13 protein-coding genes and 1 pseudogene are annotated in these 15854 nt (G+C 41.0%); 3 read left to right on the top strand and 11 right to left on the bottom strand.

The window, feature by feature from the left end:
* Window positions 1–7: 7 nt before the first annotated feature.
* The gene (locus LC586_RS08735; RefSeq protein WP_229484168.1) at window positions 8–3154 is read right to left on the bottom strand and encodes a plasmid replication protein, CyRepA1 family; all 3147 of its coding nucleotides are present in this window, start codon (window positions 3152–3154) and stop codon (window positions 8–10) included.
* A gap of 904 nt (window positions 3155–4058) precedes the next feature.
* On the opposite strand from LC586_RS08735, the gene LC586_RS08730 reads away from it, so the two are divergent.
* Window positions 4059–6497, top strand: a complete 2439-nt coding sequence (locus LC586_RS08730) for a tetratricopeptide repeat protein (RefSeq protein WP_306423238.1) — start codon at window positions 4059–4061, stop codon at window positions 6495–6497.
* Window positions 6498–6613: 116 nt separating this feature from the next.
* Here LC586_RS08730 and LC586_RS42565 read toward each other — a convergent pair.
* Both LC586_RS42565 and LC586_RS08720 read right to left on the bottom strand, forming a co-directional pair.
* Window positions 6614–6939, bottom strand: a pseudogene (locus tag LC586_RS42565) (Txe/YoeB family addiction module toxin).
* Window positions 6893–7186, bottom strand: a complete 294-nt coding sequence (locus LC586_RS08720; RefSeq protein ID WP_229484166.1) for a type II toxin-antitoxin system Phd/YefM family antitoxin — start codon at window positions 7184–7186, stop codon at window positions 6893–6895. Before LC586_RS08720 ends, LC586_RS42565 begins: the two are co-directional and overlap by 47 nt.
* A gap of 189 nt (window positions 7187–7375) precedes the next feature.
* Between LC586_RS08720 and LC586_RS08715 the strand changes: the two genes are divergently transcribed.
* Together LC586_RS08715 and LC586_RS08710 are read left to right on the top strand one after the other, a co-directional pair.
* Window positions 7376–7669: a DUF2281 domain-containing protein gene (locus LC586_RS08715; RefSeq protein ID WP_229484165.1), complete on the top strand. Its 294-nt coding sequence runs from the start codon at window positions 7376–7378 to the stop codon at window positions 7667–7669.
* A complete protein-coding gene (locus tag LC586_RS08710) occupies window positions 7666–8040 on the top strand; it encodes a type II toxin-antitoxin system PemK/MazF family toxin (protein ID WP_229484164.1) in 375 nt (124 codons plus the stop codon). Before LC586_RS08715 ends, LC586_RS08710 begins: the two co-directional genes overlap by 4 nt.
* A 151-nt stretch (window positions 8041–8191) precedes the next feature.
* On the opposite strand, the gene LC586_RS08705 is transcribed toward LC586_RS08710, so the two are convergent.
* From LC586_RS08705 to LC586_RS08670, 8 genes are all read right to left on the bottom strand, one after another.
* Entirely contained in the window at window positions 8192–8566 is a 375-nt protein-coding gene (locus tag LC586_RS08705) for an immunity protein CdiI family protein (protein WP_229484163.1), read from the bottom strand.
* On the bottom strand, window positions 8544–8795 hold the full coding sequence (locus LC586_RS08700) for a DUF4926 domain-containing protein (RefSeq protein ID WP_229484162.1): 252 nt from the start codon (window positions 8793–8795) through the stop codon (window positions 8544–8546). Before LC586_RS08700 ends, LC586_RS08705 begins: the two co-directional genes overlap by 23 nt.
* 3 nt (window positions 8796–8798) lie before the next feature.
* On the bottom strand, window positions 8799–9152 hold the full coding sequence (locus tag LC586_RS08695; protein WP_229484161.1) for a DUF6883 domain-containing protein: 354 nt from the start codon (window positions 9150–9152) through the stop codon (window positions 8799–8801).
* 163 nt (window positions 9153–9315) lie between these two features.
* Window positions 9316–10842: a ferredoxin:protochlorophyllide reductase (ATP-dependent) subunit B gene (bchB, locus tag LC586_RS08690; protein ID WP_229484160.1), complete on the bottom strand. Its 1527-nt coding sequence runs from the start codon at window positions 10840–10842 to the stop codon at window positions 9316–9318.
* Window positions 10843–11545: 703 nt separating this feature from the next.
* Entirely contained in the window at window positions 11546–12115 is a 570-nt protein-coding gene (locus LC586_RS08685) for a peptidylprolyl isomerase (protein WP_229484159.1), read from the bottom strand.
* Between the two features lie 120 nt (window positions 12116–12235).
* Window positions 12236–14218: a primary-amine oxidase gene (locus LC586_RS08680; protein ID WP_229484158.1), complete on the bottom strand. Its 1983-nt coding sequence runs from the start codon at window positions 14216–14218 to the stop codon at window positions 12236–12238.
* A gap of 164 nt (window positions 14219–14382) precedes the next feature.
* Window positions 14383–14907, bottom strand: a complete 525-nt coding sequence (locus LC586_RS08675) for a tetratricopeptide repeat protein (RefSeq protein ID WP_229484157.1) — start codon at window positions 14905–14907, stop codon at window positions 14383–14385.
* Window positions 14908–15028: 121 nt separating this feature from the next.
* A complete protein-coding gene (locus LC586_RS08670; RefSeq protein ID WP_229484156.1) occupies window positions 15029–15844 on the bottom strand; it encodes a transporter substrate-binding domain-containing protein in 816 nt (271 codons plus the stop codon).
* Window positions 15845–15854: the final 10 nt, after the last annotated feature.

Below are 15854 nucleotides of genomic sequence, written 5' to 3'. Positions count from 1 at the left end.
CTTTATCTTAGCCGTCAAGGATATTGGCTACTGTGGCATAAGCCTTGGTTTGGATAATTTCAAGCTTCCAATCTGAAGAATAATCAGGCAACTCATAGCCAACACTCTTAACATGAGCCAACATTAACTCATCCCGTTGATGCCAAACTGCAAATATTCTCTCCCTGCCATCATAAAGCGTTTCTAAGTCGATTTGATAAACCTCATTTACTCGCTTTAGTTTCAAGCCCAACAAATTTAACAGTCGGCTGAGTATTTTTATTGCTGAAACCTGCTCTTTCTCCCCAACTAAGTTAATCCCAAGCGCTCTTTTAATATGCTTACTGTGCTGAAAAACAATATTTTTCAGCAATATCAAATCTGGATTACTTTCGGTAAATTCTCGTTCTACTTCGAGAAACTCAAGCATTCCCAAAGCTCTCATCGCCTCAACTTTGAGCGTGTAAGTTTTTAAATCTGGGAGAAAAACTTTCCCTTCACCCCAAGACAATTGCTGATGCCATTCTTGCTGGTCTCTGACGTGAAAATACTCGCTTTCGTGAGTTAGATAATAGTGAATTAACAATTGACGATAATATGCGTGGTCATCCTGCAATTTCAACCAAGGAGTAACTTCTACACCATACCTTTGTCTGAGAACATATTTATTGATTTGGTTGCGTTCCCCATCAGTCAGGGAATGCTTCACTAATAGCTGCTCATATTCTACATAATCGATATCTTTAGCATTAGCTACAGCAGTTGCTACCGATAGTTGATTTTGCTGCTTAATATCTTTAATTTTGCGTTTAATTTCTTTAGCTTTTTGACGGCTTTGCGCCCAATCTTTTTGAACTTTGACAATTTCTAAAACTAATCTTCTGCGGGTAGCTAAATCATCAGCGTCAGTTGCCAAAAAGGCAAGGCGTAAATCTCGAATAATATTATTGTGAACAGCATTACTCCGCATCTGAATTTGATGCCCATCAGCAATCAAACCATCTTGCATCGATTGACGGTAGAGGTGTATAGAGGCATTTACCCGTGCAGATAACTTGGCCCAAGTTCGCAAATGAATCGGATCATGAACTAAAGGTAAATCCACATCTATTTTATGTAGTGGACTAAGCAAAGCTAAGTTTTCTTTTTGATTTTCTTGATACCAATCAGATAGCAAGCGATAATTTGTACTACCACTACCAATTAAGCCAATACCTCGTTTAGCGCACCAGACAACACGCGGCACATCATCCCGCACTCTTGCTAATGCTTGTCTTGCTTCCGAGTCAGGAATTACCCCTTGAAAAATGCCATAAACTCGGTCGAAATGTTGGACATCAATACTAATTCCTGTACCAAGGCTAGGGGTAACAAAAACGCCGTCATATTCAGAGATTTTTTGATTAATAGCTGCGATAAAATCAACCGCTTCGTGTCCAGGTGTGTTTGTAGTGTGACTACTAACCACCAGAGTTTTAGGAAATTGCCGTCGTAATTTTTGTAACCGCTCTTTCAAATAGCGTTCAATTGTTTCACAACTGTAACGCCCAGCGCGACTATCGGTAGTAACATAACATTTACGTCCAGCAAGTAAATCCAATTCCAGTTGGTGAATTAGGGGTGTTGGATTCGGCGAATCATAAAAAGTTACGTCCCAACCATGCTGAGGTTTCCACTGGTTGAGAACTACCCAAGGTGTTAATTTAATTCCTGCCAATCCTTGTAAATATTCAAGTGACACATCTGATAAATCAGCATCTTGGACAATTACTAACCCCCCAGTTGTTAAAACTGTGGAAATTAGTTGCTGGAATAATTTTAATATTTTTACACGCTTGTGTTTACAAGTATTACTGTTTAATAGATGCCACAAAGACTGCTCTACTTCATCCAGAATTACTATTGCTCCCCGCCAATTTTCAGGGTTAAGTTTCCAAATAGAATCAACGCACAATCCAAGAGATTGCTGAGGAGAGAGTGAGCGGAGAATGGGAGGAGCGGGCGTAAGTGTTTTATCAATCCTTTTATCCGCATCTTCTTTATGTGTTCCCCATTGAATACCAATTTTTTCACACAAAAATCTTCCTAGTAGAATTCTGTGAGTAATTAATAAAACGGGTTGATTTCTAACTTTTGCTTGCTGAACAACGTTTTGCAATGCTGTAGTTTTACCTGTTCCTTTTGCAGACTTGACTCCTATTAATCCAGAAGTTGGGAAAGGGATTTCACCTATATAAGGGCGGTTCAAGGTGAGTGCAGCAGGAATAGTTAACTCTGTGTGGGGTTTGGTTTGAGCAAGATAAATTTCTAAATCAACACTTTGACGATAAACTTTCTCGAAACTACTTACACCTTTGGCAACAATAAACTCATCAACTCCTTTTTCTATTCCTGGAAGTTCGATAATTTTAACAGTGCATTTTTCTTGCTGGAATAAAGAACCAAGTCGAGAAATAGCATTATTTACAGCAGCAATTGTTTTAGGTTGAGTTTCAAAATCAAAGCAAATATAAAAGCTACGCTTTGTAATTGCAAACGCTGCTAAATCAGGAATTAGCTGACGACGGGTAACTTTGCCAAATTCATCTTTAACAACCCGATAACCACTAGTAATTCCGGGAATGGCAATAGCTGCATATCCTTGCGTCAACAGTGTGGCTGCTTTCTTCACACCCTCGCAGAGAATCAGGGGAATATTATGTTGCATCACCCATTGCCAAAAGCCTTCAGCTTCACCATCAGCAATAATAGTGATATTGTCAGGCATGACCAGATTGTAACGTCCAGCGACTTGCTGCCACACTTGCAGCGTTACCCGCAAACAAAACACCCGCGTTGGTGTGCTGGGGGGATGCTCGTATTTGATGGACTTACCATTGTGATTCTGTCGGGGTTGGTTTGGCTTAAAGCATCCCCATTCCATCATTTGCCAATTATTCAAAGGGTCTAGCCCGGAACACCACCAACCACCTTCAGTAATATGAGCATAACGCTGCAACCATCCAGCTTTCACCATTCCTGTATTGGTGCGAGGGAGTAGCTCAGAAATCAATAGGTACTCATAAGCAGTTACGCCTTGGAGCGACCTAAAATTGAGTTGCACTAAGTGTAAGTCTATACCACTACTCTTGACTAATTCTTCAAGGTGTTGGGGGTGTAAATAGTGCAGATGCATAGGGAAAGGAACAAAGGGAAGACAATGAGATTAAAACATTAACATGCATCTGCTTTTTTTATCTAAGAGAGATTGCGAGGCTTTTATGATTCTTTTTTTTACTTCGTCATGGGAGACACATCGGTTCTAACTTTAGTAGGTTATTCTGCCTTTTAGATCCCCGAAGTAATAATTTTGTATTGTGATATTTGTTCGCTATTAATTTTTATTTATCAGTAAATTTCTGCGTTAAGGAATGCGATCGCTAGAGGGGTTGCAGCAGCGATCGCTATAGGGTAGTATCTTCGTACACCTTGGCATAAATCCAGCTACCATCTCAAACCAGCAAGGAGCTTAAGCCCTTAAGGTAGGGAACTTCCGCCACACTATACTAGAAACTCGGTGCAAGTATCTTAAAGTTTACATTTTATTGGCTCTACGTTCCAAACCCAAGAGGTGATGTCTACGACGGGCTGTGACGCTCGTTGCGCTAAAGCGTCTCCCCTTGGGAGATGACTCGCTAATGCTATCGGTGACGCACTAATGGGATCTATGCCAACTTCTGCGGCCATTGGCTATCGATTTCAATGCTGTTTGATTATGCGATCGCTATAAGTTATAACCATTTTACGAAATACCTGATACAAATATTTTGAAAACCGGTATTAACATCTGGCTTTGTCAAGATTCCTAAATGCACAAATAATGTTAAGAAATAAGAACATCTTCTGGAAACTACTATTGACAAAGTTTATTTTCTATATGAAGGTAACTTCCTTGGTAAAAAAGGGATCTAGCTAGTTTTATTTTTGACTCTCCACTCCTTAGGGAGGCGGTTAGTCTCGAAAAACTCTGCTTTGTCTGATATCTACCTTAAACCAGAAGCAACCCAGAAATTGATAACATATTTTTAAACTATCAGATTATGTGGAAATCAAAGTTAATATTTAGATTTATACTGTCGTTTGCGGCGATCGCCACTAGCGTGCAGCTAAGTTCAGCGAGTGACTATGCTATAGCTCAAAGTGCATCTTCCAATCCGACTGTCGAATCTGGGCAACAAAATCAAGCTTTAGAAGATGCCAAGGTTGCTATGGCAGGAGTTGGCATAGGAGTCATCGCAGGCTTACTCATTTCTGGTTTATGGTATCAGAAACGTCGTTACCGCAAAATCCAGTCAGTTGCCAAAATAGACAGCTTTCGTGAAGAGTTTCTCTGCGGCTCTTTAGCAGATTATTACTTATCTAATTCTAAAGCAAATGCTTCACCTATAAATTCTCAGAAAACTTTAGCAACACCAACTAAAGAAGAAATATCCGATTCCTCTACTTCTGAGGAAACTTTAGTAACGCCAACTAAAGAAGAAATATCCGATTCCTCTACTTCTGAAACAAATAATCTAGCAGCAGAACCTACGCCAGCCGCAGCATCTAATTCCTTCTCTGACTGCTATCAAAAGTTAATCGAGGAAATTATTACTACCGCCCTCAAAGGTAAAATCAGTTCCAAAGAGTTTATATATCGCCAATTAGTAGAAAATGTAAGCAGTGGTAATGGTGAAATCTTTGAACGCTGTTTGAGCGATCGCTCACATTCCACCCAATCTGAACTAGATAAGGTGATAAATTCTGCGAGTTTGTTCCAAAAAGAGACTCCTGAGTTAAAGAAAGCTCGTTTAAATCGTACCCTCAAAGCATTACAAAGTATTCAAGGGGAATGGGAACGAATCCAAAAACAAAAGCGAAATCAAGCCGCAGTCACCGCAGCTGTGCAACAAATTCTCACAGCCTCAGAAGCTTCTCGCTTTTCAGTCTTGTTACAAATTATTGACCCCAACCAAAACCAAGTTTTCAGCCAAAATCAATTACAACAACTGGCGCAAGAGTTAAAGGAAGCGGTGTCTTCTCACGAGGATCTCCACCTAAAACAAGAAATACAACAACTAGCGATCGGCATTGCTAACGGCGTAGAATCCTATCAGCAATTAGAAGGTTCTCTTGTCAGTTGGATTTACGAGCCAACAGCAACTCCATTAGGATTGAAAGAGTCCCAACCAAAGCAAGACCCTTGGGCTTCATGGGCACTAAAAGTCAGCAGTCCCTTGCCAAAACTGTTATTTTCTGCACTGGCTGATGGCGGATCTACAACGGAGGTAGTTGTCCGCCAGTCTTATATAGATATGAAAGACTGGGTGGAGTTGACAGTAATTCTCCAAAGAATACAGCAAAGTTTGGTGACTTGGTTTGAAAGACAACCATACGATTCCAAATGGGGTACATCTGCGTCCATTGCCACTTTTCTCAGTTTCGCTGCAGTTTGGTGCGAGTTATCTAATGGTTTCCGTATCGCTACCAGTATCGATCGCAGCAAAGGCGAAGAATTAGCGAAAGCCTGTTTTGGGATCGTCTTACAAATTCTCAGAACTTTTGCCCATCGCGAATACTTTCCCCTTTACGGCGGAGTTTTTGCCTTTTTCGGTAGGGATGCGCTGCGAGATGCGATCGCTTATTTGGATACACCACTAAAAGAAGTGGAAGGTACTCAAGAAAAAGCGCGGATACTAACGCTGTTGGGCTATTCCCAGTTTATTTTAGGTAAATATCCAGAGGCTAACTCATTTCACCAGGAAGCCTTAGAAATTGCCCGCCAAGCCGGGGATCAACCCTGTGAAATTGCCAATCTCAACCACAATAGCCGTGTTTGCGTTGCTCAAAAAGATTATTCTCAGGCGATTAACTACAGCCAGAGGGCGTTAATTTTGGCTCGTCAAGCAGGCGAACGCTTAGGAGAAGCTCACGCCTTGGCAACTTTAGGCTATAGCGAAGTGTTTGCGGCACAGCAGATGGAACGCATAGAACCAGATGTCTATGAACAAGCAATAGAATACTTGCACCGAGGTTTGGAATTGTCAGAAAAATTGAGTGATTCACGATTTGGTATCAGCTTGGCGGCTCGCCAAACTCAAGCCCTTTGTTACATCAGTCTTGGTATTGCTCACGTCGCCTTAGAAAAACCTCAAGCTGCTGTAGAATACCTAGAAAAAGGCAGTGAGGCGGTGCAGTTTTCTAGTGATAAATATCTGCAAGGGCTGAACTTTTTGTATCTGGCGGAAAGTTACTACAACCTGAATAATTATGAAAAAGCTGTATACAATAGCTGTCTAGGGATGTATTTATTAGAGCAAATTGCTGCGATGGAATGGCGGCAAGCGGCTGGGTTATTAACAATTTTACAGAGTAAATTAGGAGATGAAACCGTACAGCAATTAATAGTAAAGTACCGAACTAACATCATTAAATTTATTGGCGTGGACGGTTATGATTACTTGCCGCAATTGCTAGAAAAATACAAGCGATCGCACTAAGTTTTTGCAATAAATAGAGGTGCGTAGGCACAGTCCGCCGTAGGCATCGCTATTTTAGCAATGTAAGGAAAATAACTAAAAGTAGCTGTAAAGTCACATTACTGGTATTCGCTATTTCAGTAGTGATACCGAGCTTGAAGAAAATCAATTCGGTCATCACTTACTAGATAAACAATCCGGTGTTCTTGAGTAAGTCGCCGCGACCAAGCATCTGAATCTAAGTATTTCAATGGTTCAGGTTTCCCAATACCTGTAAAAGGATCTCGCATAATCGCTTCAACCAAGTTAAAAGCGCGAAGCGCTGTTTTGCGGTTTGTCCTACCCAATAGGCGAGGTCTTCCGGAAATTCTGGATAAAATACAGCATCTCGAACTTTATTTTCTTGGGGTTGGGTTTCATCTTTCTTCTTCTTCGTCAATTCCCAACTCCTGACGTAGTTCATTAATATTTTGAGGTTTTAAAGTTCTAGCTTTTGCTCTTTCCAAAGCAGTTAACAGACGGACTGCATTTTTAGGTGAACGAAGTAAATGAGATGTTTCTAGTAAACTATCTAGTTCATCAACAGCAATTAAGGCGACGTTTTCGCCTTCTTGTCGGTTAATAATTACCACTTCTCTATCTGCAACTACTTGATTGCAAAGTTCGGCTAGGTTGTTACGAGCATCAGTCAAGTTTGTCTGGTTGGACATGGTGGGATATTTCCTAATGCTGTAGGCTTTACAGAACATAATAGCTTGACTAGTTTGAGGCGCAAGCGTTCTTTCAGCAATGTAATAAAAGTAACTAAAATTATCTGTAAAGTCATATCTAATTCAAAGCTGATAAAAAAGTCTATTCTGAAAAATAGGAGCTATAAGTTACACTGTTCAGTAAAGATCGTGGCTGCAAGTATGGATTCTCTCAAAGACAAGATTTTGAAGAAACTAGAACACCTTCCAGAAAATGCACAGCAGGAAGTTCTAGATTTCTTACAGTTTCTAGAGTGGCGAAAAGAGAATCGTCAGGAATCTCAGTTATCTGTAGTCAATGAAGAATCGGATGCAGGATGGCTAGAGACTGACTTATCAAATTTGGGTAGCTATGAACCTTATGATTGGCAACCCGGCGAACTAGATAAGGGTTTGCCTGTCAAGTATGTTCCTGGAATGGGAGTAGTCATTGTTGAGGAATGACTACTCGTTCTTTACAGTTTGGGGATGTTGTAACAGCACGTTTTCCTCAAGAAAACCCTCAAGGCCGTGAGCAAGAAGGTTATAGACCTGCAATTGTTGTAGGGTTCCCAAACCGCTTGGGGATACCTCGCTTTTCGTTAATAGTTGTAATTCCCATGACTACTGATAGAGGGCAAATGTGGGCAATCGCTTCACCAGATTTATATCCACATTTTGCAGCAGGAGTTGCTGGATTAAGTTCGCCATCTATTGCTTTATTAGATCAAGTCAGAGTTTTAGATGTTAACCGTATTGTTGATTATCGAGGGAGCCTGAAACCTGAAGAGTATGAACCCATCTTGATTGGACTTGAGCGTATGATTATTCCTTGATTTTATAACAAGGCAATTACTTACTTATACTAAATCTACGTGCCTACAGCTTCCTTCGCGGCGTACAATACCTCAGCGTTGATTTCTTTGAAACCGCGATCGCAATTAAATTTATTGATACTGCACTAGATTTATATTCTATCACGTGAAATCATTGCTGAATAGGACGTAAAACTTCTAATTCACTAGGATGAGTTAAAACCTTGCCTAATAGCTCACTGAAATAAACAACTTGATAATTAGGTGCAAGTTCTGTTTGCAATTGCTTCCACAGACTAATTCCTTCTTCTTCAAAAGCCGCTTCAACCTCTGCACTCAAATCTGGCGAGTTAGTAGGATCTTGCCAATTTAATGTTGCATTGTAAATTTCTTCCCATTTGTCCAAGCGTTTAATAGTTTCTTGAATTAATGGCAATGTCTCTGGGTTAATGTTGCCAATCTCAGGACTTACCCACCATAGTGGATAGCATCCATAGTCAGCCATGAGTTTGATTTTTTCTGTATTAAACTGTCTGTCTTGTATCATGTTCAATACTTCCCCAGGTTTCAGGTAGAGGGTTAACCCAGGAAATAGGCACAGTAACTACATTTAGAGTTTCACCGTCTTTAAAGATTTCTAAAATATATCCTGGCTCTTGCTGAGTTTTAGTAGGACGCAGATGATCCAACACAACCCCTCTATCGCCAGCTTTTACAGGGCTGTTAGGAACATCCTGCTTCAGTTCTACCCACTGAAATAAACTAGCTGTTGTCATCGTTTAATTCTCCCGTGATTTATCAGGATATAGTGTTATAAATCTAACAAATTCTGTTTCTTCATCTTGTTGCCAGATAGTAATTACCTTAATTAATCGACCACTAGGCCCAGACCACTCGCTTTTAACCTCAAACTGAGTCCCCCAATCACTAGGGGTGGCTTTTGCAATTTCAGAACCTTCTACAGCATTTATTATATCGTTCTTAAGAAGTTCCCAGTTGTCAAGATTATATCCTGCTAAAGCTAGATATCTTGATTTATCACTTTGAGGTTGATAAATAAGTAGGTATTTAGTTATTTTTCCATCTTGAATTATTAAACCTGATGGCATTTTTATTATGTTATTTTTAACCAATTTATTATTTTTAATTTAGCAATCAAAAATACGAAATTGCCGTAAGCTACGAAATTATGACGGATTGGCATATTACATCCATGATGAGAAAATCAGGGATATATAAGCAAAAAGGGCATCCATGCAGGACACCCTTTAATTTAATTAATTGCTAATCCCAAAACTACGCCCCGACAGCTTCTTTGGCGGCGTACAATACCTCAGCATTGATTTCTTTGAAACCGCGATCGCGGGCAAATTTCTCAGTATTACGCTTCACTTTACCGCGCACAAATCCAGGAATCTTATTCAATTCTGCTTGACCATCTTTTGTCCAATTCAAATCAGAATCAGCAGAAATTCCTCTAGTAATTACTTCTTTGGTATCATGACCACCAAAGATTTCTAACAGGTGATCTTCCATTCCCAAAGTGAAGGAATTGTAGATCAAATCTGTAATTTGATTCGTGCCTTCGTAACCCATAAATGGTTTGTAACCAATGGGGAAGTTTTGGACGTGGATTGGTGCTGCAATTACGCCGCAGGGAATATCCAAACGTTTACCAACGTGGCGTTCCATTTGGGTGCCGAAAATGGCAGAAGGTTCGACACGAGCGATCGCATCCCCAATTTCACCATGATCTTCGGAAATTAGCACTTCATCGCAATACTCGCTAACCTGTTCGCGGAACCACTCTGCATCATATTTGCAGTAGGTTCCAGCCCAAACAACATGAATCCCCATTTCTCGCGCCAGAATCTTGGTAATGGCGGCGGCATGGGTGTTGTCACCAAAGACTACAGCTTTTTTGCCAGTCAAGTTTTGACAGTCAATAGAACGGGAGAACCAAGCAGCCTGAGATACATGCAGGGTTTGCTCGTTAATGAAGTCTTCGTAGTCAACTTCTGCACCTTGAGCATTAATTACCTGCTGAATCTTGCGAATACAACGGGCAGTTTCCACTACGCCCATTGGAGTAATGTCTATATAAGGTGTGCCGAATTGTTCTTCTAGGTAACGAGCTGTGGTTAAACCAAGTTCACGGTAAGGCACTAGGTTAAACCAGGCTTTGGGCATCTTCTTCAAGTCGTTCACCGAAGCACCTTCGGGAATTAAGGTATTTACCTCAATTCCCAAGTCAGCCATCAAACGTTTCAGTTCGGTGCAGTCGTGATTGTTGTGGAAACCGAGGGTAGTAGTACCGATGATGTTAACCGAGGGCTTTGCTGTTTTGCCCTCAGCCAATTCGCCCCGCTTCCGCGCTTTTTCAATGTAGTATTGGACGATTTGATCCAGAGTGCGATCGGCGGCTTGCAGTTCGTTGTAGCGGTAGTGGTTCACATCCGCCAGCATTACATCTCCTTTCGCTTCCAACTGCGCTCGTTCAACAAAGTTGTGCAAATCCTCTTGCAAAATGCTGGAGGTGCAGGTGGGAGTTAACACAATCAAATCTGGGTGTTCCTCGGCATCCTTGCGGGTGATGTTATCTACCACCTTCTCTTGAGAGCCGCGTGCCAAAACGTTGCGATCGACGACACTGGTTGTTACCGGAGTAAAATCCCTCTCCCGCGATAGCATGGAGCGCATGACGTTAAAGTAGTCGTCGCCAATGGGGGCGTGCATGATCGCATGGACATTTTTAAAAGAGCTAGCGATTCGCAGAGTGCCGATGTGGGCTGGGCCTGCATACATCCAGTAAGCCAATTTCATGTTTGTGTTCTCCCTTTTCAACAGAAATAACACGGAGTCCGATAAAAGTGGACTATAAGTGCTTGATTATTATTAAATCGTTTCTGATTGTCTCAAAACTTGTATCCCTAATGAAGTGAAGACTTGTAAGGATTTTATCTGCGGTGTGTAGGCTTAGGCATCGCTCAAACCTTGTTACTGATTGGAATCTAGCTTCTGAATTTAACAATATTACTGTTGCTTTTTTAAAATAAATCTTAATTTTTCGGCAAATTTATTTTCAATTTGGGGCGGTGTGTTATACCAATTCTGTATAAAGATGCGCTAAATCATATTTAAGTACAAGAGAGAAGAAAGAAAAACGAACCGCAAAGGACGCAAAGGACACAAAGAAAGAAAGAAAGAAAGAAAGAAAGAAAGAAAGAAAGAAGTTAAAAGGGTTTTACGCAGCGTGACAAAGAAATAGTATTAACTATCACCAATAAATTTATAAAATTTATGTACAACTTCTCAAAAAATACAAATATCCTCTGAGAGGATGTTTGTAAAGAATCAGATTGTAGTATCAATATCCCCCCTAACCTTCCTTAAACAAGGAAAAAAGGGGGGAATAACACTAGTACAACACGGCGGAAATAAACATACCATTTCAAATTGCGTAAAAGCTTGGAATACAATTCTTTTGACTTTTGACTTCCGCCTTGCTGTACTAGAGAGGTGTTAATTACTGCCGAAAAATTTCTACTTTTTCTAACACTACGTCTTGATTCGGACGATCTCTAGTCGTAGGCACATTGGCGATGCGGTTGACTATATCGATACCTTCGACAACTTTACCAAAAACACTGTGTTTGCGGTCAAGATGAGGCGTTGGCCCTTCTGTAATGAACCATTGCGAACCATTAGTACCGCGTCCTGCATTTGCCATTGAGAGAATACCCGCACTAGAGTGTTTCAATTCAGGATGAAATTCATCTTCAAATTGATATCCCGGGCCACCAGTACCCCAACGGTTGGCCATATCTGGATAGCGAGCCAGGGGATCGCCACACTGAATCATAAAATCAGGGATGACTCGGTGAAAGCGAACTCCATCGTAGGCAGGAGTCCCCTTCTGAGATTGACCTGTCTTAGGGTCTTTCCAGTCGATTGTCCCGGTTGCTAAACCTACAAAATTTTTGACAGTGTTGGGGGTTTTGTCTTCCTCCAAACGAACTATAATTTGACCCAAGGAAGTAATTAAACGAGCGTGCAGTGTGCCTTCACCGGGAATATTAATTTCTGGAAAATTCATGAGCTATCCTATGAATGAAAACTGTCAGTTTTTGGACTACGATAAGCTTATCAGCATTCAAGTTACAGGTTTACAGATTGCGAAAAAACTGAACCAAGGAAACTTTAGAAAACGAATATTTTACTCTGGTAAATTAATTGCTGGATTACGGCTAAAGAATCCTCTAGGGATTAGCTTAAAGCCAACTCGGTGAACAGGCATCACAGGCCAATCTTCCGATCGCGGAACATGAGTTACCCCCATTGTGTACCACAGCACGATATCTTCACCCGTCAAAGATTCATCGTCTGCAATATATTTAGGTAAACCCTGTCCTGGTTGAGTTTGGTTGGGATAATCGCCGCCAGCATAGAGTTCAGCAGCTTTATATTTTGTTACCCAGACGTGGTGAGTTGCAAATTCTGCCTTTTGACGGATGTTTGAGCCTTCCACAGGGAAAAATATGGAGTTTCCACCAGGCATCAGCATATATCCAGGTGCAGCCCCTAGCGTATTTTTCTTATCTGCACTAACAATCATCCATTCCCGGCTGCTTTTCATATCCAAATCGCGCACAGCAGCCGTTTCTTTTGTTAGTGGGGTTTCTGTAATTGCGATCGCATTTCCTAAAGGATTTTTCTCATCCATCGGCAAAGCTTTCACATTCATTTCCATCACAGAATTAGCCTGACCATCGACATCGAAATCTAGGCGATAGTTAAAAAAGTGCTGGTGATTTACTCCGAAGATATTCTTAGCAATTAACCGACCAGATGAATCATCCTCAGATTGCTTTTGGGCAGCCGTTCCCTGCGCCAGTACGATACCCGTTAATTCATTTTGGACTTCCAAAGTCCCATCCAGGTGAAATATCCAATTAATGCTGTAATCATAGTTGTCAACGGCCGCAGTCATCGACATCACTAATTCTCGATTCCGACGGACATCATTACGCTGAGTATTGTAGTCATAGTGTTTCCACAGCATTCCGTTATCGCGTTCATAGATACCGAGAACCCCTGGTATCTTATAAGGTTCTCCCTGCTCATTAGCAAATACAGCATCCAGCAAAAGACCGTTTTCAGGAATTTCCTTACCTAACTCCATCGTATTTGCTAGCAAACCAAGGTTGTATTCTCCAACATCAAATGCATTCCTAAACGACCAAGTGGGATCTGGATCGCCGTAAGGAACTACCATCTCTGATAGGCTAGCGCGGTATAAAACTGGTCGAATATTTTCCCCGTCCTTGTGCGTCACTTGGTACAGCATTAATCCATTACGAGGATGCATTAAATAGCGAAACTTCCAACCTTGCCAGCTAATTTCATTATCTTGAATCTGGAAACTTGCACCATTAGGTTGCACAATCTTTAATGCTTTCAGTGGTGAAAGTAATTTGCCCAAAGACTTTAAATCGTAGTTCCAGTTTTCTTTAGAGAAAGGTACTTTTCCTCTGTCAACAAAACTGGCGATTTTACCCGTGTTTAAATTGACTGTTGCTAAGACTCCTTCAATGGGACTACCGTAATAGTTCCAGCCTTTGCCTTTGTAGTAAGATAAGGCTCGACACAGACGATTACCTGTTGCTTCTTCCTGTTTACTTAAGATTCCTGGTGCCCAACAACTAATTGTGACTTGATCAAAATCAGTAATTCCCCGCCTTTGCATCGCTTTTTGCCATTGGGGATCGGCTTTAACTACCTGAGTTGCGAGTTCATATTCTGGATTGACGATCGCAGGTTGAACAGAGGATATTTCTTTCCAAGAACTTAAGGTTTTGCTTGTTAGATCGACAATTCCTTCATAGGTTTTGTTTTGCGCTCGCTCATAGATAACCAAAAAAGCTTTTCGCCCAAAAGCTTTACCAGGTGTAAATTTCAGAACTTCTTCTTTATCTGGTTCTTGTAAAGCGATCAGTGGAAAAGCTGCCATTTCGCTCAAAGTTTTGTCTCTTTTGATGACCGAAACGGCTGTACTAATTTCTGCCTCTGTTAGCGAAGTGAGAGGATGGGAAATCGAAGGCTGTTGAGCCGTCAATCTTCCCATGAATCCGAGTGATATAGAAATGGCGACAATGATGGCAACAACTAGCCACAAAAAACGCTTTAGCCGCTTAATCATCTTTTACATTTTTACAAAAGACTTATAGTTATCTATTTCCAAGCCTAAGCATGAAAACCGATAAATTAAGAGGCTAAAGCCAAATTAATTTGTTAATAGTTGGGGAGTAGGGAGTAGGGAGTGGGGAGATGAGGGAGAGAAGGGAGAAATAAGCAATGCCCAATTTACGCAGAAACTAAACGACGTAAAGATTCAGCACGACGTTTAGCAATAGGGTTATTTGGAGCCAATTTTAGTGCTTCTTCGTAAGCTTGTAACGCCTGAGTAGTTAACTTCTTTTTCTCGTAAGCGTGACCAAGATTATTCAACCCTGTTACGTAGTCTGGTTTAGCTTTTAGGGCTTCTTTATACTGACGAATTGCTAGGTCATATTGCTCTTGGATAAAATAAATATAACCCAGCCCGTTGTAAATAGGGGCAATATTTTCTTCTCCCTCTTCTTGGGCAGCTTTGATAGCTTTTTGAAACAGCAGTATCGCTTGGGAATACATTTTTTTGTCTGAATAAATACTGCCTAACTCATAATATTCTTGAGTCGTACCCTTTTCTTTCTCTAACTTCTTCCGCAATCTTCCAAAGGAGCCTTCAATCTTGCGAGTTTTGAAAATTTGGCGAAAAACACTCACGGCTGCAATTGTGAGTATACCCACCAAAACTGAGAGATAAACAACGGCTAGACTGTTATCCATTGTTGCAAATACAAATATTAAAAGTTGTTTCTGTATCTATTATCAGCGTATTGTCATTTGTCCTTTGTCCTTTGTCCTTTGTTATTCACTAATGACCAATGACAAATGACCAATGACCAACTTACGGTAAGCCCCAATATTGGACACGTTGCTGGAGCCAACCTTCTGCTAAGTAACGAGCGATCGCTTGATTCACATTCCGTCTTAACTCATCGTACTGCAATCCCTTGGGCATGACTACAGACAAGGGTTCAGTTGATAGCTTAATTGGCAGTAGCCGATATTGGGGATATTGTTGCACCCAACCGCTCAGAACGCTAGCATCTGCGGCAAAGGCAAAGGCTGCATTACTTTCTATTTTATCTCGCGCTTCTTGATATGAATTCACTCCTACCAACTCGGCGTTTGACACAAAGTAACGCACTTTAGCAATGGTGCTGGAGTTGTTGAGTACAGCAATTTTTTGTTTTGCCAAATCACTCAATTTCTGTACAGAGGGATCTTTTGTAACTAATACAGTGCTATCCAAATAGTAGGGAACACTGAAACTAACTATGCGGCTGCGAGATTCAGTTGCTGTTACCCTAGCGATCGCAAAATCAACTTTCTTGTCTAAGACTACAGACAAGCGATCGCGATTTGCTACAGGTTCCAATTTGACAGCCTCGGCTTTACCAACCAAGTCAAGTGCTAATTGCTGTGCCAAGTCAATTTCCAAGCCTTGCAAATTACCGTTGGCATCTCTAAATCCCAACGGACGCAAGTTATCTTTAACGGCAACAGTTAGATAGCCCCGCTGCTGAATTTCTGGCATTTCGGCGGCAGATGCAGTTAATCCTGTCCCCACTATGGAAAAGCAACATATCCAAAAAATAGTGGCGGATAATGCCAGATGTAACCGAGTAATTACTTGCCATCTGTTACATCCGTTATACATCCGTTGCTAC

Origin of the sequence: Nostoc favosum CHAB5714 (assembly GCF_020829495.1) — a bacterium.
In the GTDB taxonomy this organism is placed as follows: domain Bacteria; phylum Cyanobacteriota; class Cyanobacteriia; order Cyanobacteriales; family Nostocaceae; genus Nostoc; species Nostoc favosum.
The sequence above is the reverse complement of the archived record's forward strand: the minus strand, read 5'-3'. Positions and strand labels throughout refer to the sequence as shown.

Coding starts and splice junctions, on each gene's coding strand:
- LC586_RS08735 (WP_229484168.1), bottom strand. CDS start 3,154: ATGCATCTGCACTATTTACACCCCCAACACCTTGAAGAATTAGTCAAG.
- LC586_RS08730 (WP_306423238.1), top strand. CDS start 4,059: ATGTGGAAATCAAAGTTAATATTTAGATTTATACTGTCGTTTGCGGCG.
- LC586_RS08720 (WP_229484166.1), bottom strand. CDS start 7,186: ATGTCCAACCAGACAAACTTGACTGATGCTCGTAACAACCTAGCCGAA.
- LC586_RS08710 (WP_229484164.1), top strand. CDS start 7,666: ATGACTACTCGTTCTTTACAGTTTGGGGATGTTGTAACAGCACGTTTT.
- LC586_RS08705 (WP_229484163.1), bottom strand. CDS start 8,566: ATGATACAAGACAGACAGTTTAATACAGAAAAAATCAAACTCATGGCT.
- LC586_RS08700 (WP_229484162.1), bottom strand. CDS start 8,795: ATGACAACAGCTAGTTTATTTCAGTGGGTAGAACTGAAGCAGGATGTT.
- bchB (WP_229484160.1), bottom strand. CDS start 10,842: ATGAAATTGGCTTACTGGATGTATGCAGGCCCAGCCCACATCGGCACT.
- LC586_RS08685 (WP_229484159.1), bottom strand. CDS start 12,115: ATGAATTTTCCAGAAATTAATATTCCCGGTGAAGGCACACTGCACGCT.
- LC586_RS08680 (WP_229484158.1), bottom strand. CDS start 14,218: ATGATTAAGCGGCTAAAGCGTTTTTTGTGGCTAGTTGTTGCCATCATT.
- LC586_RS08675 (WP_229484157.1), bottom strand. CDS start 14,907: ATGGATAACAGTCTAGCCGTTGTTTATCTCTCAGTTTTGGTGGGTATA.
- LC586_RS08670 (WP_229484156.1), bottom strand. CDS start 15,844: ATGTATAACGGATGTAACAGATGGCAAGTAATTACTCGGTTACATCTG.